Source organism: Pseudoalteromonas distincta (assembly GCF_000814675.1).
Lineage (GTDB): Bacteria > Pseudomonadota > Gammaproteobacteria > Enterobacterales > Alteromonadaceae > Pseudoalteromonas > Pseudoalteromonas distincta.
The window spans coordinates 71,406-90,501 of record NZ_JWIG01000025.1 but is presented as its reverse complement, the minus strand read 5'-3'; the positions used below and the strand labels follow the sequence as shown (position 1 = coordinate 90,501).

At 38.3% G+C, this 19,096-nt stretch carries 16 protein-coding genes and 1 tRNA gene; 2 read left to right on the top strand and 15 right to left on the bottom strand.

The genetic code is table 11. The annotated features are described in order from the left end of the window. Positions 1-438 precede the first annotated feature (438 nt). The 7 genes from rpsO to QT16_RS15890 all read right to left on the bottom strand — a co-directional run bounded on the left by rpsO (position 439) and on the right by QT16_RS15890 (position 7,435). Entirely contained in the window at positions 439-708 is a 270-nt protein-coding gene (gene rpsO / locus QT16_RS15920; RefSeq protein WP_002958490.1) for a 30S ribosomal protein S15, read from the bottom strand. Positions 709-861: 153 nt separating this feature from the next. Continuing rightward, positions 862-1,821 carry a tRNA pseudouridine(55) synthase TruB gene (gene truB / locus QT16_RS15915; protein ID WP_002958489.1) on the bottom strand — a complete coding sequence of 320 codons (960 nt, stop codon included), beginning with the start codon at positions 1,819-1,821 and terminating at the stop codon, positions 862-864. Then, positions 1,805-2,287, bottom strand: a complete 483-nt coding sequence (gene rbfA / locus QT16_RS15910; RefSeq protein ID WP_002958487.1) for a 30S ribosome-binding factor RbfA — start codon at positions 2,285-2,287, stop codon at positions 1,805-1,807. The genes truB and rbfA overlap by 17 nt, the downstream gene beginning before the upstream one ends. 109 nt (positions 2,288-2,396) lie before the next feature. Beyond that, entirely contained in the window at positions 2,397-5,057 is a 2,661-nt protein-coding gene (gene infB, locus QT16_RS15905; protein WP_002958484.1) for a translation initiation factor IF-2, read from the bottom strand. A 25-nt stretch (positions 5,058-5,082) separates the two neighbouring features. Further along, a complete protein-coding gene (gene nusA / locus QT16_RS15900; RefSeq protein WP_002958483.1) occupies positions 5,083-6,582 on the bottom strand; it encodes a transcription termination factor NusA in 1,500 nt (499 codons plus the stop codon). Between the two features lie 39 nt (positions 6,583-6,621). Next, positions 6,622-7,077 carry a ribosome maturation factor RimP gene (gene rimP, locus QT16_RS15895; RefSeq protein WP_002958482.1) on the bottom strand — a complete coding sequence of 152 codons (456 nt, stop codon included), beginning with the start codon at positions 7,075-7,077 and terminating at the stop codon, positions 6,622-6,624. A 281-nt stretch (positions 7,078-7,358) separates the two neighbouring features. After that, positions 7,359-7,435, bottom strand: a tRNA-Met gene (locus QT16_RS15890). Positions 7,436-7,870: 435 nt separating this feature from the next. On the opposite strand from QT16_RS15890, the gene QT16_RS15885 reads away from it, so the two are divergent. Together QT16_RS15885 and QT16_RS15880 are read left to right on the top strand one after the other, a co-directional pair. Further along, positions 7,871-8,332, top strand: a complete 462-nt coding sequence (locus tag QT16_RS15885; RefSeq protein ID WP_039489288.1) for a globin domain-containing protein — start codon at positions 7,871-7,873, stop codon at positions 8,330-8,332. 314 nt (positions 8,333-8,646) lie between these two features. Next, complete coding sequence (locus QT16_RS15880; protein ID WP_039489286.1) at positions 8,647-10,203, top strand: cryptochrome/photolyase family protein; 1,557 nt, start codon at positions 8,647-8,649, stop codon at positions 10,201-10,203. A gap of 61 nt (positions 10,204-10,264) precedes the next feature. Here the strand turns inward: QT16_RS15880 and QT16_RS15875 are convergent, their stop codons facing one another. The 8 genes from QT16_RS15875 to QT16_RS15840 form a co-directional block, all read right to left on the bottom strand. Then, on the bottom strand, positions 10,265-10,711 hold the full coding sequence (locus QT16_RS15875; RefSeq protein ID WP_024595972.1) for an Hsp20 family protein: 447 nt from the start codon (positions 10,709-10,711) through the stop codon (positions 10,265-10,267). A 237-nt stretch (positions 10,712-10,948) separates the two neighbouring features. After that, on the bottom strand, positions 10,949-11,479 hold the full coding sequence (locus QT16_RS15870) for a peroxiredoxin-like family protein (RefSeq protein ID WP_039489283.1): 531 nt from the start codon (positions 11,477-11,479) through the stop codon (positions 10,949-10,951). A gap of 113 nt (positions 11,480-11,592) precedes the next feature. Next, the gene (locus tag QT16_RS15865; RefSeq protein WP_082007326.1) at positions 11,593-12,990 is read right to left on the bottom strand and encodes a sigma-54-dependent transcriptional regulator; all 1,398 of its coding nucleotides are present in this window, start codon (positions 12,988-12,990) and stop codon (positions 11,593-11,595) included. A gap of 9 nt (positions 12,991-12,999) precedes the next feature. After that, positions 13,000-13,374, bottom strand: a complete 375-nt coding sequence (locus QT16_RS15860; protein WP_039489282.1) for an Hpt domain-containing protein — start codon at positions 13,372-13,374, stop codon at positions 13,000-13,002. Positions 13,375-13,482: 108 nt separating this feature from the next. Next, on the bottom strand, positions 13,483-14,223 hold the full coding sequence (locus tag QT16_RS15855; RefSeq protein ID WP_039489281.1) for a putative bifunctional diguanylate cyclase/phosphodiesterase: 741 nt from the start codon (positions 14,221-14,223) through the stop codon (positions 13,483-13,485). A 499-nt stretch (positions 14,224-14,722) separates the two neighbouring features. Then, positions 14,723-15,013 carry a hypothetical protein gene (locus QT16_RS15850; RefSeq protein WP_039489278.1) on the bottom strand — a complete coding sequence of 97 codons (291 nt, stop codon included), beginning with the start codon at positions 15,011-15,013 and terminating at the stop codon, positions 14,723-14,725. Between the two features lie 652 nt (positions 15,014-15,665). Then, entirely contained in the window at positions 15,666-18,476 is a 2,811-nt protein-coding gene (locus tag QT16_RS15845; RefSeq protein WP_039489276.1) for a PAS domain-containing hybrid sensor histidine kinase/response regulator, read from the bottom strand. Continuing rightward, complete coding sequence (locus QT16_RS15840; protein WP_238719451.1) at positions 18,469-19,083, bottom strand: cysteine hydrolase family protein; 615 nt, start codon at positions 19,081-19,083, stop codon at positions 18,469-18,471. The genes QT16_RS15845 and QT16_RS15840 overlap by 8 nt, the downstream gene beginning before the upstream one ends. Between the last annotated feature and the right edge of the window lie 13 nt (positions 19,084-19,096).

Genomic DNA, 19,096 nt, shown 5'->3' with positions numbered 1-19,096 from the left:
GTGTGTTGATCTTTGTGGATTGAAATTTGTTCAATCAAGGGGCGATTTAATCACGGCGCGAGATTTGTAACCTAGTGGGCTAAGTCAAAATCGAGCAACAAAGAGTTAATCGCCCCTAGGATGAACCCGCAGGGCAACGCATGTTTGGCATTTATGCTGCGTTATCGCCTATTTATGGGGAATAACCACACTACATAGGCGCTGCCTTGCCTAAAGACCAAACATACAGCTGCAAAATTAATCACGAAAGGTCAACACACACTAGCTACTAGATTTAAGCTGGGCTAATGAGCGGGTAAATACAACGATGCTTGATAAGCTATGAAATAGGAGTTTTATAATATAATTCAATAAGTTTATATATTTGTTTTATTTTCAAACACAAATTTTAGGCACAAAAAAAGGAGCTAAAAAGCTCCCATTTCTATAATCTAGTTCTTAACGACGTAGGCCAAGTTCTTTGATTAGTGCAGTATAACTAGTGATATCTTTACCTTTAAGGTAATCAAGTAGTTTACGGCGAGTGCTTACTTTACGAAGCAGACCACGACGTGAGTGGAAGTCATGCTTGTGATCAGCAAAGTGACCTTGAAGCTTGTTGATATCATAAGTAAGTAATGCTACTTGTACTTCTGATGAACCTGTATCGCCTTCTGCACGTGCAAATTTAGCAATGATATCGATTTTTTCTTGATTGCTTAGTGACATAGTAACTCCAAAAATTAAATTTAAAAGGTGTCTTAGCCGATCACTAATTCAGCCAAAACGATTAAGCCGGCGTATTCTACCAACTGTGGGAATAACTACAAGTTAATTATTCCCATCTACAACTAATAAGCCACTGCTGGGCACACTAATTGCTTATTCAGGCTTTACGTAATCATCTTGCTGGCTAGCAAGACCACGTTTAACCTTTAAATGGCCACTTGAGTTGCGCTCGCCAGTACCAATAAACACACCATCCGCAACAACTTTAATTGCCCCCTCAGGTAAAGCTTCAGGTAACTCGACTGCTTGCCCATGACTAAATACTTTGCCCTGCTCTTTCGAAATTTCAATAACAGGTAAATCAGTTAAAGCAGTGTCTATAGGTAATAACAACGAGTCTAAATAAGTAGAAGGCGCAAGCTCTTCTGCTTTCGCTTTAGCAAGCAACGCTTCAATTTCATCAAGCGAAACCATTTTATCTGCCGGATACTGACCAACAGCAGTTCTGTGAAGCATTATAACGTGTGCGCCACACCCTAGGTTTTCGCCCAAATCATCAACGATTGTACGAATATACGTCCCTTTTGATACATGAGCCGTCATTTGTAATACGTTGTTTTGTTCATCAAATTCGTCAAACGATAAGCTAAACACATTTATTTTCCTGCATTTACGAGGGACTTCAATACCCTCTCGTGCGTACTTATATAATGGTCTACCTTGATACTTAAGTGCTGAGTACATTGATGGATATTGATCTGACTCACCAACAAAAGCTGCAATTTCTTTTGTTAACTGCTCACGCGTCACATTCACATCTTTCGTGCTTACGATTTCGCCATCAGAATCTGATGTCGTTGTACGCTCACCCAGTTTTGCACGAACGATATAGGTTTTATCTGTATCGAGTAAAAACTGCGTAAACTTAGTCGCCTCACCAAAACAAATTGGCAGCATACCTGTAGCAAGCGGGTCTAAAGCCCCAGTGTGGCCAGCTTTTTGTGCAAAATAAACACCTTTCGCTTGCTGCAGAGCTTTATTTGATGAAATGCCTTGCGGTTTGTTTAACAACAAAATACCGTCAACTGCACGGCCTTTACTGCGCTTTGCCATCTGTATCAGTGCCTTCTTCGCTATCTGTATCTTCTACGTGCTTAGTACTTTGTTCACTATCTGAAATATCAGCATCAACACTTTCTACATCTTCATCGACATGCTTTGCGTTATCTTCGCGGATAATAGAATCCACTAAATTAGAAATACGCATACCTTCCATCAGTGAATTATCAACTACAAACTTTAACTCAGGCATTATACGAGCACGAATACGCTTACCAAGTAACGAGCGAATATAACCCGTTGCTTCATTAAGTACTTTAGCGCTTTGCTTAGCTGCATCTTCATCTTGTGTGTTAAACACAGTGATGAAAATTTTGGCATAAGATAAATCACGCGATACTTCTACCGCTGACACTGTCACCATACCTAAGCGTGGATCTTTAATTTCGCGTTGTAAAATTACAGCAATTTCTTTTTGGATTTGCTGTGCAACACGATCAGTGCGAGAAAATTCTCTCATTGCATTTGTCCTAAAATCATAACTTATTGAAATTTAATAATAAGCTAATTAAATAATGGATACACAAATGGGGGCTAAGCCCCCATTTATTAGTTTAGCGAGCTAACAATTAAAGAGTACGTTGTACTTCAACTGTTTCAAATACTTCGATTTGGTCACCAACACGTACGTCATTGTAGTTCTTAACGCCGATACCACATTCCATGCCGTTACGAACATCAGCAACATCGTCTTTGAAGCGACGAAGTGACTCAAGTTCACCTTCATAGATAACCACGTTTTCACGTAGTACACGGATTGGAGCGCTACGTTTAATAACACCTTCAGTAACCATACAACCAGCAATTGCGCCAATTTTTGGAGACTTGAATACGTCACGAACTTGCGCAAGACCAATGATTTCTTGTTTAAACTCAGGTGCTAGCATGCCTGACATTGCTTGCTTAACTTCTTCGATTAAGGCATAAATTACGCTGTAATAACGAAGGTCTAAGTTTTCAGTATCAATCACTTTACGAGCAGAAGCATCAGCACGAACGTTAAAGCCAACTACAATTGCGTTAGACGCTGCAGCTAGTGTCGCATCAGTCTCAGTAATACCACCAACACCAGAGCCTACAATCTTCACTTTCACTTCATCAGTAGAAAGTTTAGTTAGTGAATCAGAGATTGCTTCGATAGAACCTTGAACGTCTGCTTTAAGTACCACGTTAACTTCAGAAACATCACCTTCAGTCATGTTAGTAAACATGTTTTCAAGCTTAGCTTTTTGTTGACGTGCTAGTTTAACATCGCGGAACTTACCTTGACGGTATAAAGCAACTTCACGCGCTTTACGCTCATCTTTAACTACAGTTGCTTCGTCGCCCGCAGCTGGAATACCAGAAAGACCTAAAATTTCCACTGGAATCGATGGACCTGCCGACTTGATATCTTTACCGTTTTCATCGCGCATTGCACGAACACGGCCATACTCAAGACCACATAATACAATGTCACCTTGGTTAAGCGTACCAGATTGAACAAGTACTGATGCAACTGGACCACGGCCTTTATCAAGACGAGATTCAATAACAACACCTGCAGCCATACCTTCGGTAGGGGCAGAAAGCTCTAAAAGCTCAGATTGCATAAGTACGGCTTCAAGAAGGTCATCAATACCTAGACCAGTTTTAGCTGAGATATGAACGTACTGCGTATCGCCGCCCCATTCTTCAGGGATAACGTCTAGCTGAGCTAGTTCGTTTTTAACGCGATCTGGATCTGCGCCTTCTTTATCCATTTTGTTTACAGCAATGATTAAAGGAACGCCAGCTGCACGTGCGTGCTGTACCGCTTCTTTAGTTTGTGGCATAACACCATCATCTGCTGCAACCACTAAGATTACGATATCTGTCGCTTTAGCACCACGAGCACGCATTGATGTAAATGCAGCATGTCCTGGAGTATCTAAGAAGGTAATCATATTGCCGTTTACATCAACATGGTATGCACCGATATGCTGTGTAATACCACCGGCTTCGCCAGAAGCAACCTTCGCAGAACGAATGTAATCTAGAGTCGATGTTTTACCATGGTCAACGTGACCCATTACAGTTACTACTGGAGCACGAGGCTCTGACTTACCATCTTCATGGCGGTCGTTAAGTACTGTTTGCTCTAATTCATTTTCTTTAACAATGATAACCTTGTGACCCATTTCTTCTGCAACTAGTTGTGCAGCTTCTTGGTCGATCACTTGGTTAATAGTAACCATGTCACCCATTTTCATCATTGTTTTAACAACTTCAGCGCCTTTAACAGCCATGCGTGATGCAAGCTCAGCTACTGTAATTGTTTCGCTAATACGCACTTCATTTTTAACATCAACAGTTGGTTTTTGGAAACCATGCTGCAGCGATGCTGGTGCTTTTAATTTAGACTTGTTACGGCCTCTTGACGCTGCAAATTTATCTTTTGCTGGCGCTTTTTTCTTTTTCTTAGCACGGCGAGTGCCTTGCTCATCACGAGCATCGGCAACATCTTCTGCTTCACGTGCATAAGTCGAAGTCGTAAGATGGTGATCCGCTGTTTCTTCGCGTTTCTTACGTTCTTCTTCTTCTTTCTTCCAGCGTGCTGAATTCTCTTCAGCTAGCTTTCTTGCCTCTTCTGCTTGACGTTTCGCTTCTTCTTCAGCTTTCTTCAATGCGGCCTCTTCTGCTTCTTTTTGCAGACGCTCAGCTTCTATGCGATCTTTCTCAGACTTAGCACTTTGCTCTGGGGTCATCTGCTTTTGTTTCGCTTTACGCTCTGCATCAGCTTTGCGTTTAGCTTCTTCTTTGGCTTTACGGTCAGCTTCTTCTTTCGCTTTACGTTCTGCCTCTTGTTTCGCTTTTAATTCTGCGGCTTCTTGTTCAGCTTTTTGTTGCTGTTCAAGACGGGCTTTTTCTTCAGCGGCTAAGCGTGCTTGCTCTTGTTCTTGTTCCATTGCGCTTTTCTTCACGTAGGTACGTGTTTTGCGAACTTCAACTTGAACATCTTTAGCTTTACCCGTAGAACCAGTCACACTTAATGTGCTTTTGCTCTTACGTTGTAAAGTCATACGCGCTGGGCCATCTGAACCTGTACCACCATGATGCTTGCTTAAATGATCAAGTAACGTTGCTTTTTCAGCTTCTGTTACGTTATCAGTTGCTTGCTTAGTGATACCTGCTTGTGAAAACTGCTGTAGCAATTTATCAACAGTTGTACCTATATCGCCGGCTAGTTTTTCAACATTTACTTCTGCCATAGTGTGTAATACCTCCGTTAATAAATTACTCGTCTGCAAACCAACAAATGTTTCGTGCAGCCATAATCAGTTCACCCGCTTTTTCAGATGAAAGTTCTGTGATATCAACTAATTCGTCAATACCTTGCTCTGCCAAGTCTTCAAGTGTAACAACACCTTTGCTTGCCATAACAAATGCTAAGTGACGCTCTAAGCCTTCAAGCGCAAGTAAGTCTTCAGCTGGCTCTGCGCCATCTAAGCTTTCTTCCGTTTTAAGTGCTTTAGTTGTCAATGCATCTTTTGCGCGTGAACGCAATAAATCTACAGTCTCTTCATCAAGACCATCAATTTCTAAAAATTCAGACGCAGGTACATACGCCACTTCTTCAAGTGTCGAGAAACCTTCGTTAATAAGTAATGATGCAAACTCATCATCTATATCTAAATTTTCAGTGAATAAGTTAAGTAACTTATCAGATTCAGCTTCATTTTTAGTACGCATGTCTTCAACAGTCATTACGTTTAGTTCCCAGCCAGTTAATTGGCTTGCTAAACGAACATTCTGACCATTACGACCAATTGCTTGCGCTAGGTTATCGGCTTCTACAGCGATATCCATTGAGTGAGTGTCTTCATCCATTACGATTGAAGCAACTTCTGCTGGCGCCATTGCATTGATAACAAATTGTGCTGGGTTGTCATCGTAAAGTACGATATCAACACGTTCGCCACCAAGCTCAGACGATACAGCTTGAACTCGTGCGCCACGCATACCAACACATGCACCAATTGGATCAATGCGTTTGTCGTTAGATTTAACAGCAATTTTAGCGCGTGAACCTGGATCACGTGCAGCTGCACGTAACTCAATCATCTCTTCGCCAATTTCTGGCACCTCAATGCGGAATAATTCCATTAGCATTTCAGGTTTAGAGCGCGTTACAAATAATTGTGCACCGCGTGCTTCAGGTTTAACTTCATATAAAAGACCACGGATTCGATCACCCGGGCGGAAGTTTTCACGTGGCAACATGTCATCACGGTAAATTACCGCTTCTGCGTTGTTACCTAAATCAAGTACGATTGCATCGCGAGTTGCTTTTTTAACAACACCCGTTACCAGCTCGCCTTCTTGATCTTTGTATGCTTCAACAACTAAAGCGCGCTCAGCTTCACGTACTTTTTGTACGATAACTTGCTTAGCCATTTGTGTTGTAATACGGTCAAATTTGATTGAGTCAATTTGCTCTTCAACATAATCACCCATTTGCAAATCAGGTTCTTCAACCTGTGCTGCTTCTAGAGTGATTTCGCTGTATGGGTTCTCTAAAGAACCATCTTCTAATACAGCGGCAATTTGCCAGCGACGGAACGTATCGTAATCACCGGTTTTACGGTCAATTGCTACACGTACTTCAATTTCGCCATCGTGTTTTTTCTTTGTCGCTGTCGCTAGAGCGAACTCTAGAGCTTCAAAAATCTTTTCTTTTGGAACCGCTTTCTCATTGGAAACGGCTTCAGCAACCAATAATATCTCTTTTGCCATGGGTAATGCCTCGCTTGCCCTATTCCTTCGCACTCGAATTTAAAACTTCGCGATTAAATTCGCACGTTCGATGTTACTAAGCATGATCAGATGCTCTGCACCATCGCTAGATAGTGTGATCATATCGCTGCTAACTGCTACTAAGTCGCCTTTAAAATTACGACGACCATCCTGTGGAAGTTTAGTACGCACGCGTACTTCCTCTCCTTGCGCCTGCTCGTAGTGATCTTGTTTGAATAATAGACGATCAACACCAGGAGACGATACTTCCAAATCATATTCATTTGTAATTGGGTCTTCGACGTCTAAAATCGCACTAATTTGGCGACTGGCATCCGCACAGTTATCAACTGAGATCCCATCCTCATGAGCAATATATACTCTTAAGGTAGAATGGCGACCCGCTTGTACAAATTCAAGACCATGCAACTCAAAGCCTAACATTTCTACCGCAGGCGTTAACATGGTTACTAAATCTTGTTCAAGTTTTGTCACGAAAATCCTCCATACAAACAAAAAAAGGGCTTATAGCCCTAAAATACTGAGTTTAAATTTTAATTTGATAGCAATTGCCACAAATCGTAAGGTGCAGATACAACAACGCCCCGAACCAAGCGGGGCGTCACACCAATAAAGCATAAAACTGTGTGGCCGAGGGCCAAGCTTGGTTGCGAGTCAGTAAACTGACCTAATTAAACTACATAGCCTAAAACGCAAAACGCGCATTACTTAGAATGCGCGATATAAATTAGTAAGGTAATACCTACTAGTAGAATTGGTTGCGGGAGCCGGATTTGAACCGACGACCTTCGGGTTATGAGCCCGACGAGCTACCAGACTGCTCCATCCCGCGCCAATAGATATCAAACCTTAAATTTAATATCGCTGTTAGCTGTTATACAACACGCTAAACAATGGCCGCTATTATAAGGATGTACAGGATAATTAGCAACTATAATACGCAATTAGTTTATAAAATTTGCAATTCGTCAAGATGCTAATTTAATGTATATGTAAGTAACATAAGTAATCAGCCAACTTTATAAAATTCCCATACTTGAGTCATAAAATGTAGTAGCTTATTATTTCAGGATAAAAATCAGATAAACTGAAGTTTAATAACTCTTAAAATACGTTTTCAAGGCTCACTAATTACCAGAAAGTAAATAGATATAACAAAAAGCCATACTTTCACACTAAAAAAACGTGCAGAATTTGAACTGCCCGCTATAATCAACATTATTCCTACTTGATAATAATAGTTATTACTCACTGCAACGAGATAAAAATGAATCAACAACAATCAGCATTATTAAATAACTTAACAATTATTAAGCCTAACTTTCATGCATTTACGGCTAAATTTCATAGTAAATTAGCCCAATCTTGTATTGAGATGAATTACCCGACGGCCTTACAGTTTAACGAAAAGAGCTTTACCCTCTTTTGCGTATTAGAACGAATTGTTAAGCATTTAGATAAACCAGCATCGGTAGCTCCTTTTTTAGCTCACCATTTAATGTATCTAAAAAAAAGCGGCGCTTCACACAGTGACATTGCCCTTTTATCTAACGCTTTTTACGAAACCCTTGAAGAGCACCTTGGTAAGCATTTTACTACTGAGAGTCAGCTCGCTTGGAAAAAAGCGCTTAGGTACTTTGAAAGCTTTGCAAGCAATGTTCTTTTCAACGTTACCAATGTGGTTTCGTTACAACAAAGAATGCAGCAAAAGCAAAGTAATAAAATTTAGATATTCAATTTTTAGGGGGAGACTTAATTTATTTAATCTCCCCCTAATTAGGCTCATTTTAACACCATGGTCAAAAACGCCTTGATATGCGGTTAAACTTTTTTGCCCTATTGCTAACAGCACACTGTATTGTGTTATTTACCACCTATATTCGTTTTACTAATCTATTATTAAACTCAAGTAACAACTAATCCCCAGCATTAAAAACAGCACACTATTGTCGTTACGCACTTAATTACCCCTATTTGCTTGTTGTAAAATATTAAAACGATCGTTTAATTAACTATGCCCGTATAAAAAAATTTGGTTTTACTATGACCCATCATAAAACACTTAGATTAATACTAGGCGATCAGCTAAACCCATCTCATTCATGGTATAAACAAAAAGACGACGACACGCTTTATCTCATCGCAGAATTAAAACAAGAAACCGACTACGTTAAGCATCACATTCAAAAACTGTGTGCTTTTTTTAATGCTATGGAAAACTTTGCGACTGCATTAAAAACGGCAGGTTTTAATGTTTTGCATTTAACTCTTGACGATACCGCTGACGACAAAGATTTAATTGAATTACTCAAGCGAATTGCCGATAAATACCAATGCGAAACTATTGAATATCAATACCCTGATGAGTTTAGGCTTAAGTCTCAATTAGCTAAGTTCAAAAGTGATAGCTCATTTGATGTAATTGCCACAGATACTGAACACTTTTTATTACCGTTCACCGAAATAAAAACACGCTTTACAAAAAACAAGCATGTGACAATGGAGCACTTCTATCGTGCTATGCGTAAGCAGTTTGATATATTAGTTGATGATACTAAGCCAACCGGTGGCAAATGGAATTTTGACAGTAATAATCGTAATAAATTTTCCAAAGCTGACTTAGCGTGTATACCAAAACCTAAGCTATTCAATAATAATGTCAAGAGCATCATTTCTCGCTTAAATAAGCACAAGGTCGTTTACTTTGGCGAAATAGCCGATCAGAGACTAGAGTGGCCAACAACGCGTAAACAAGCCATTGAATCTCTCGAATACTTTTGCGAGCATTTACTTAGTTGCTTTGGTCACTTTCAAGATGCGATGACAGATCAAAGTAAAAATAATACCAGCTTGTACCATAGCCGATTATCGTTTGCCCTAAACGCAAAAATACTCCACCCGTTATATGTAATCAAACGTGTAATAAGAGAATACGAACAAAGACCCAGTGAAATATCCCTCTCGCAAGTAGAGGGCTTTACTAGGCAAATATTAGGTTGGAGAGAATATGTACGTGCCATTTATTGGATTAACATGCCCGACTACGCTGTTAAAAATCAACTAAAAGCCAAAAACACACTACCATCTTATTTTTGGAACAGCTCTACAAAAATGAATTGCCTAAGCCACTCATTAAAACAAAGCCTTGAAACCGCTTATGCCCACCATATTCAACGCCTAATGGTTATTGGAAACTTTTGCATGCTTACAGGAATAAACCCTGATGACGTAGATAACTGGTACCTAGGTGTTTATATCGATGCCATAGAGTGGGTAGAGATGCCCAACACCCGAGGAATGAGCCAGTTTGCCGATGATGGAATAATTGCGACTAAACCTTATGCTGCAAGCGGTAACTACATTAATAAGATGAGTGATTACTGCAAAAGCTGTCAGTACGATGTTAAACAAAAAGTAGGTGATAAAGCTTGCCCGCTAAATAGCCTGTACTGGCATTTCATGAATAAACACAGAGACAGGCTAGAAAAGAACCCACGTATTGGTATGGTATATAAAAACTGGGATAAACAAGAAAAAACACTCCAAGAACAAACGCTGCAACAAGCAATCTACTACCTTAATAATTTAGAAGCGCTGTAAACAAAAAAAGCCGCCTCGAATGAGGCGGCTAAGTAATCAGGGGAATATGTACTTTAGAAGATTATTTACCTTCTATTAGATTGCTATTACCAATTTCAATTTTACGTGGTTTTAGCGCTTCAGGGATTTCACGTTCTAAGTCGATACTTAGTAAGCCATTGGCTAAATCTGCGCCAAGTACTTTTACATGATCTCCTAACTGGAATTTACGTTCAAAGTTACGCTCAGCAATACCTTGATGAATAAATTTACGCTCTGCGTTTTCATCTTTATTTGCTTTAGTACCTGTAACTTTTAATGTGTTATTTTCTGACTCAATGGTTAATTCGTTATCGCTAAAACCGGCAACGGCCATAGTGATTCTGTATTTGTCTTTATCGAGTGCTTCTATGTTGTAAGGAGGAAAACTTGGCTGCTTATCTGTATTAGCTGCCGCATCCATAAGTGATGCTAAATGTTCGAAGCCGATAAATGAACGATAAAGTGGTGATAAGTCTACTGTACGCATAATAATATCCTCATATTTAAGCGATATTTTGCATGTGCTTTTCTATTGAACAAGCTCAAGCAAAGTTTAATTAATAATATAAATTTCAATTATTTAAGTTTAATTTAGGACCCATCAGGCGTCCTACTTAACTATATATGGACGGTAAAATTGTTTTCAAGAGATTAATTTTAAAAAAATTAAAAATAAATAAAAAAAGGCACTAAAAAGTGCCTTTTGAAACCATGAAAATGAATGTTATTTAATAAATGTGCCTCGGATTGGGTAGTCGTTTTCTCTAGAAAACTTAATTCCACCTAGCAGTTGCTCTAAATCAGGACGAACAAATGGGCTGTTTGATATATCGACCATTTGAAGCTGATTTTTTTCATTAAGTACAAAGATGCCTGGCTCAGCAAATGGATGATCAGTTTCTGCATCACTGCGAGGCTCGCTAATATGTAGCCCTAAATCGGTCATTTGTTCGATTGTTAAACCATAGTAAATTGGGAAGTTAATATCTATTTTTTCAAGATGTTTATTAAGCTGCTCATGGCTATCACCACTTACTGCAACCACTTCAACACCAGCATCTTTAAAGTCTTTATGAACTTTAGCAAGTTCGTTAAGTTGCGCAGTACATTTAGGGCAATGCTGACCTCGATAAACAACAATCATTTTCCAGGGAGAGTCACTTACTCTATCAACTAAATCTACCTTGTTCTCATCAACATCACTCACTACTAGTGATGGCATAATATCCGCAGGTTTTAAACTAGTGTTACTCATTGCGATCTCCTTTTACTGTGTCAGATTAAAAATTAATTTGCTCTTACCCATAGAGCTTAGGGTAACTTTTATTAATTCAACCTGAAAAGTGTAATTAAAAATCGATTATGACTTTAAGACCATCCCTTTATTTTTCTATAAATGGTAGATGCACTAACCCCTAGATAAGCAGCAGCAAGAGGAATATTGTCTTCACAGCTTTTAATTGCATTTTCAATCGCCCTTTTTTCAACTTGCCACAAAGGTTCTATATCGTGAACAGACATAGGCGATAATTGAACACTCTGCTCGTTTGTATTGTGAACTGACTTAGCAGATATCGAGTGCTTCACAGCGCCTAATCCAAATGAGCTTGGTAGCATGTCTTTTTCAATTACATCGCCATCATTAATAACAACGGTGTTTTCAATTACATTTTGTAGTTCGCGAATATTTCCTGGCCAATCGTAATTACAAAAAAGCGCCTTAACTTCATCAGAAAAACCAGTGAAATGCTTTGCATTACTATCGCTTTTTTGTTTCAAAATATACTCAGCAAGCAGTAATATATCGCCTCCGCGTTCTCTTAAAGGGGGGAGCTTTACGGGGATAACATTTAAACGGTAATATAAATCTTCTCTAAAACGCCCTTCTGCTACCTCTATGATTGGGTTTCTGTTTGTTGCACAGACTAAACGAACATCGCTGTGTAATACTTCACTACTACCCACCTTACTAAAAATGCCTGTTTGTAAAAAGCGTAATAACTTTGCTTGTAAGTTAAGTTCCATTTCACATAATTCATCTAAAAATAAGGTACCGCCGTTTGCCACTTCAACAGCCCCTTTTCGATCGCTTAATGCCCCACTAAACGCACCTTTAACATGACCAAAAAATTCTGATTCAAATAGCTCAGCAGGGATAGCTGCACAGTTTATGGCAATAAATGGTCCTGTATTTCTCGGGCTTGTATCATGAAGGGTTTGTGCGCAAACTTCTTTACCGGTTCCACTTTCACCTGTGATAAATACACACGCTTTACTTCTAGCTGCACTATCAAGTAATCTAAAAACGGTTTTCATTGCCAGAGATTCACCAACAAAATCTTGATTTTTATCCCTGTTTTTAACCAATGGTTGAACTTTAACTTGCTCTTTTGGCGTCAACGCACTTTCTACTGAGCTAATGAGTCGTTGGCTTGTGAAAGGTTTTTCTAAAAAATCAAAACCGCCTAAACGCATTGCTTCCACTGCAATATCAATAGAGCTGTTTGAGGTGATCATGACTACATTAGCAGGATTTTTCTGCTTATTTACAAATTGTAATACCTCAAGCCCACTTATATCTGGCAAGCATACGTCTTGTACTATGACCGCTGGCATTTTTTCTTTAATACCTACTAAAGCAGAGTACCCATCTGTAAAGTGTTTGCATTGGAAACCAGCCTGTTCAAGCTGACTTGCATATAAAGCACCACTGGCAATGCTATCTTCTACAATATAAACAAGACCTTTATCAATTATATCTGACACGGCTTTCTCCTAGATAGCTATACTATTACTCATTATTTGATACGCATCTCGGGTTTTATCCAAGTTGTGTTTAATAACAAGCGCTGCGTGCAAGTTTTCTTGTGTAGTTGACGGTGGCGAATCGTGTAATTGTGTTGCTAACGCAGCTAAAGCAGATGCACCATATAAAGCTGCTGAATTTTTTAAGACATGCATTACTTCTTTAATTTTTATAGTATCTTCACTACTAATTGCCGTATCTAATTGGTTAGCCATAGTAACTAATTCATCAATAAATAATTTAATTAAACGAGCTAACACAGTTGTCCCAACATCCTTTTCGAGTTGAGTTAATACATTTAGCTCGGTAATACTTTTATCGACAAACTGCTCTGATATGGGCATAGATAACCTTCGTGTAAGTTAAAACTTCGTACACTAATAAAATGTAAGAGTTGTAGTTTAAGAGTAATTTGTTTTTTGCATTTTGCAAATCAAAATGAATATAAACATTTACAAAGCCCAAGTATCAATACTTTTAGTTAACGTTTGCGGCTTATCTAGCAGGTATCCCTGAGCTATATCGCAACCAAGTTGTTCTAATATTTGTAATTGCTCATTCTCTTCAATACCCTCTGCTACCGTTTGTAAACCCAATCGTTGAGCCATCGCAATAATTGCGCTACATAACGTAAAGTCTTCATTATTAGTTGCAATACCACTTACAAAACTGCGATCAATTTTTAAACCATCAATATCAAATTGACGAAGTAAACCTAAAGAGGCATACCCAGTGCCAAAATCATCAATCCACACCTTTACGCCTTCTTTATGGAAGTTTTCAAACGCCTTAGCTATTTTATCAGGACTATGAATGAGCGCTGTTTCCGTTAATTCGACTTTAATAGCCTGTGGTGGTATTTGGTGCTTTTCTAGCAAAGACATTACTTTTGAAAACACATCACCATCTAAGATTTGTACCGGTGAAATATTTAATGAAACAGCAATATCTGTCATACCAAACTGCCGCATATGTTTTAAATCAGACAAACATTGCTCAAAAATCCAGTCACCTAATTCTAAAATCATTCCCGATTGCTCTACATGAGGGATAAACTCATCAGGGCCAACAATGCCAAAGCGCGGTGATTGGCACCTTACTAGCGACTCAAAGCCGACCAGCTTTCCAGATCCCAATGATACAAGCGGTTGATAAACCATTTTAAAATAATTATTTTGCATTGAATCAGACATGATTCTCTCTAACTCATGCCATCTTGCTAGATTGACTGGTTTCTCCGATTCTAGGTATTTAAACGCACTCATGATTTTGCTCCGGTTTCACTATTAGTGACTTATTATATTAAAGAGCAATTTACAGGCCATTTTAAATACAAAAAAACAGAAATAAAAACCAATATATTCAAGTAGTTAAACTAGAAGATTAAATGGCTTTACTTCTCCCATTTCATTCGCATTTTGCAATTCAGTTTGCAATGCAGCTAAATTGGCAAGTGGGCGCTTAATCGAGCTTATAAAACACAGATAAGCCAGTTAATAGATACTGACCAAAGCTAATATTAGCAATTGTATATGAGAAAAGAGAAAGCTTTGATAAAACCCTGTTTAGGTTAAGCACCATCTAAATTTAAGAGAATATAAATAATTTTATGGGGAGGGATAAAAAATTAAATTGGTGGTAGGAACATAAAAAAACGCAGGCAACTATAAATAGTTACCTGCGTAAAAGTCTCTAGTTTGGAAGAGTGTCGTTATTTTCGTTTTTAGAAGCTGTTACATGTTGTGCATAGTTGGTATTTTGCGAGTCAAACGTATTACTCATCAACTGCGCGTTTTCAACATCAGCCTGTGTAAAAGTAATTGGCTGAATATCTGCCAGCGGTTCAATCGAATCGCTACCTCGTAAAACTGTTATACCTATTACTAAAGTGGCAACAAGCAAAATTGACAAAACCATAATTTCAGGTGTTAGTACCCAATTGTTACCTTTAGGCTGTTGTTTGGCTTTTGTGTTTGTTTGCATATTGCACCCCTTAAAAATTTAACTAAATTCGTCTTGATTTGATAATTAATATACTGCGAAAGTCGTGCCAACCAGATAACAACTTTACAAAAAAGTAAAAACCTTACAAAATCATGTCGTTAAAATAAATTAAAGGTATGATTGAGTATTTAAATAAAGTTCATAACAGTTTATTTTTATTTTGAATTGCAATTTGCGAATCAAATTAAAAAAAACACACTAAAAACACTCATTAATTACTAAAAAATAAATTTAACTTACCCCTAAAATACTAGGTTAATTTCTCCGTTTATCAAGTTTTATGCAACACAAACCCACTTTTTATATTGTCTGTTGATCTTTGCGGATTAAAATTCGTTCAAACTACAGGCGGTTTAATCGCGGCGCGAGGTTTATGACCTAGTGGGATCGGTAACTGCTCCTGCGTTACCCTACTGACTTACATCGATGTAAGACCGAGCAAAGCTTCCGCGTTCTGCTCACGCCCCTTACCTACATCCATGTTGGCAACAAAGAGTAAATAGCCCCCTAGGAAGATCCCTTTGGGCAGCGCCTGTTTGGCATTAATGCTACGTTATCGCCCATTTATGGAAAATAACCACACTGCTACAAATTTAACCCTAAACGTTTAACAAACCCTAGCCTTCATTGCTCAACTCAGCTTTTCCCACACTTGCGCTAAACGAGAGAGCTTTAAATGTTTAGATTCAATAACCTGCTCTGGGGCATATTTATCAAGTAATAAATAAAGTGTCTCACTTACAATTGGCTTAGCTAAATAGTCATTCATCCCCGCGTCTATAAATCGCTCTTTATCACCATGAATCGCATTTGCAGTGAGTGCTATTATAGGAGTGGTTATACCTAACTTTCTGATTGCTTTAGTTGCAGAAATCCCATCGAGTATTGGCATTTGGATATCCATAAAAATAATATCAATTTCACCGCTTTGCGCCTTTATTATTGCCTCTTGACCATCACTAACAATATGCACACGGCAACCTTTTTGTTCTAAAAACTGCCGAATTACAATTTGATTATTCGTATTATCTTCAGCAACCAATACCTTGGTTCCGCTTAACTGAGTTAACCCTAAGGGGCTTTCTAAAGTTTCTTTTTGCTCACGATTGGTAAATATAATATCCAAATGAAACAGCTGCTCTTCTAATAAACTAATTGCCCGTAGTACATGCGATACTTTATAAGGGCCATTTAACCTAAGCTCTCTGTCGTTAATATTTTGCGGTAATAAGCTTTTACCTAGTAAATCTAGGATGAGTAAACACGGTGAATTAAGGGAGTTGTATGTATTTATACGCTCGCGTGTTTGGGCTAACATTTGAGGATCAGTTAGTACAATTGCATCAGGAAAACTATCGTACTTGGGTATATCTGGGCATACTTCGTAGTGTTCAAAAGTGATAGAAAACCGAGTGAGCGTATGCTCCAAGGCTGTTTTTAGAATTTCGTGATTTCCTACTATCCATACTTTTGGCTTTTTACTTCGTGCTGCAAACCCTTCTCTTAAAATTGAGTCAGTTGTGTCTATTTGCAGCGGGTAATTAACTATAAACTCGCTTCCTTTGTTAAACTCAGAACTAACCGAAATATCTCCACCTACTACATCACAAATTTGCCTACATATCGCAAGCCCTAAGCCACTGCCACCATGCTTTCGAGTAATTGAATTATCGGATTGAATAAAAGGCATAAACATACTGTCAATTTTATTTTTTGCAATTCCCATACCCGTGTCTTTTACAGATAAATAAAGGTTTAAATTATTACCTTCAATATGAGTGCACTTAACAGTAACCGTTATTACACCATGTTGAGTGAACTTAATCGCATTGGCTAATAAATTTATGACTATTTGTCTTATACGGGCATGATCACCAATTACTTGAGCTGGTACATCAGGATAAAAATCAAAAATAACCTCAAGCCCTTTTTGTAAAGCGCTTTGGGAAATTATATCTATTGCTTCTTCAATACACGTATCAATACTAAATGGCTGATTATTGAGTGTTATGGCTTGTGCTTCAAAACGTGAGTACGTTAATACATCGTCCAATACACTTAATAGCGCGTCAGAACTTGTTTTAATCATTTGTGTATAGCGCATTTGTTCAGAAGTTAAACCGGTATGATGCAAAATATCTGCAGATCCAATAACAGCATTTAATGGCGTGCGAATTTCATGACTAATATTTGCCATGAATCGGCTTTTTGACTCCGCTAGGGTTTCTGCCTGATGTTTAGCTTCAAGTAATATTTGCTCGCTTTCAATACGCTCTTGTATATCCACAAGTGTCGCGGCAATTGATGATAAATCACTTTCGTAGCCACCAACAATTGGAGTAAGTGTAATTTCGACCCAGTTATTTATACCTTGTGCATTAATTAAACGTATATCAAAGCGACGTATATCACGCTTACCTTGTTTATAATCAAGCAAAGTGCTACTAATTTTTTCTACATCTTCTTTTGCTATAAACTTAATTATAGGTAAGCCAAGGCTCTCATCTACCCTGCTGTGTAACACTCGCTGCCATGCTTGATTTATAAATAATAGATTACCAAATGTATCTAGGCGTAAAACAATATCAGGGATATTATCAACGACAGAGTGATAATTATATTCTATCTCTGCCATTGCTTGTTCGGCTTTAACTCGCTGCGTAATATTAGTTTCTATAGCGATAAAGTGCTTTACTTGGCCTTCATCATCTCGCACTGGGTTTGCATCAATAGCAACCCAATAAATATTACCGTTTTTATCGTAATTTGTAGTTTCAACTTGAAAAGGAAGTCCATTTTTTACGGCATGAGACATGACCTTACGGCTTTTTTCACATGTTTTTGGCCCTTGCAGTAATTGACCAGGACTGGTGCCTATAACCTCATCACAGGTGTAACCTGTAAGTACTTCAAAACTATTGTTAACCCACTCAATTACGCCAAATTTATCTGTAATTATTACTAAGTTATTTGTATGGCTCGCAACAAGCGATAAGCGTTTTACATATTTTTGCTGTTGCGTTAGTAAAAATTGAGAATCTTTATGACGTTGAATGTCATAGAGTGAACCTATAAAACCGCTTTTTTCATCATAAACTAGCCTCAACTCAAACCAGTTTAAGAGTCCGAGACTATTTTTTATTTGTATTTCTACACTAGGAGTCTGCTTTCCTTCAAGCAAACAACAACTGTATGCAACAAAATGCATAATATCGTCGCAATTCATTAATTTAGTGATATTAGAACCAATTAATGAATCGCTTGAGTAACCTAGTTTCTTCTCCCACGCTTCGTTAATATAGGTAAGATTTAAATGCTTATCACACTCAAAAATACATTCATCTAAAATAGCTAATAGCTTTGCTTGACGTCGATTACTATTGGAGAGCTTTTCAACCAATGCATATTGGATTTGCACTTGTAGTTCATCGTTGTTATCCATGCTCTCTCCAATGCTTAATAAAAGTTTTACTATCACAAACTCGCGCATAAAGAGGAAAAACCTCTTCACAGTAAAAAGTTTGTTCAAAAGGAGTGCGACTCGATGTGCAGTCACTTAAAATAGTGACGTTAAAACCAAGTTCAACAGCCGTTCGCGCAGTTGAGTCAATACAAATAGAAGTCACCGTACCGGCTAAAATTACATTAGTGACACCATGTTCTTTGAGCTTTTGCGCTAGAGCAGTATGTGTAAAAGCATTTAAACCTCTTTTCCCAGGCACCACTTCTATAACATTGCTAAAAAAATCTAGCTGCTCAATGGTCTGAGCGCCGTACGAACCTGCTTTAAATGCGCCCACATCTGCAATAGCTTTTAATATGCCAATCGGATTTTTAAGCTCACTGTAGTTTTGTGTAAAATGAATGGGTGTATTAACAACTAACGCAAATTGCTCTGCACAGGCGGCCAATAAAGAGAGTGTATTTTCTACCACGCCAGTAATTCTTGACGACTCTTCAACCACGTCATACAAAATACCTTTTGGTGAAAAGTAATCATTTTGAAAACCAATCAAAATAAGCGCTGTTTTAGAAAAGTCATACATCATTGCCACCTTATTA

Coding starts and splice junctions, on each gene's coding strand:
- rpsO (WP_002958490.1), bottom strand. CDS start 708: ATGTCACTAAGCAATCAAGAAAAAATCGATATCATTGCTAAATTTGCA.
- truB (WP_002958489.1), bottom strand. CDS start 1,821: ATGGCAAAGCGCAGTAAAGGCCGTGCAGTTGACGGTATTTTGTTGTTA.
- rbfA (WP_002958487.1), bottom strand. CDS start 2,287: ATGAGAGAATTTTCTCGCACTGATCGTGTTGCACAGCAAATCCAAAAA.
- infB (WP_002958484.1), bottom strand. CDS start 5,057: ATGGCAGAAGTAAATGTTGAAAAACTAGCCGGCGATATAGGTACAACT.
- nusA (WP_002958483.1), bottom strand. CDS start 6,582: ATGGCAAAAGAGATATTATTGGTTGCTGAAGCCGTTTCCAATGAGAAA.
- QT16_RS15885 (WP_039489288.1), top strand. CDS start 7,871: ATGAATCAACAACAATCAGCATTATTAAATAACTTAACAATTATTAAG.
- QT16_RS15880 (WP_039489286.1), top strand. CDS start 8,647: ATGACCCATCATAAAACACTTAGATTAATACTAGGCGATCAGCTAAAC.
- QT16_RS15875 (WP_024595972.1), bottom strand. CDS start 10,711: ATGCGTACAGTAGACTTATCACCACTTTATCGTTCATTTATCGGCTTC.
- QT16_RS15870 (WP_039489283.1), bottom strand. CDS start 11,479: ATGAGTAACACTAGTTTAAAACCTGCGGATATTATGCCATCACTAGTA.
- QT16_RS15860 (WP_039489282.1), bottom strand. CDS start 13,374: ATGCCCATATCAGAGCAGTTTGTCGATAAAAGTATTACCGAGCTAAAT.
- QT16_RS15855 (WP_039489281.1), bottom strand. CDS start 14,223: ATGTCTGATTCAATGCAAAATAATTATTTTAAAATGGTTTATCAACCG.
- QT16_RS15850 (WP_039489278.1), bottom strand. CDS start 15,013: ATGCAAACAAACACAAAAGCCAAACAACAGCCTAAAGGTAACAATTGG.
- QT16_RS15845 (WP_039489276.1), bottom strand. CDS start 18,476: ATGGATAACAACGATGAACTACAAGTGCAAATCCAATATGCATTGGTT.
- QT16_RS15840 (WP_238719451.1), bottom strand. CDS start 19,083: ATGATGTATGACTTTTCTAAAACAGCGCTTATTTTGATTGGTTTTCAA.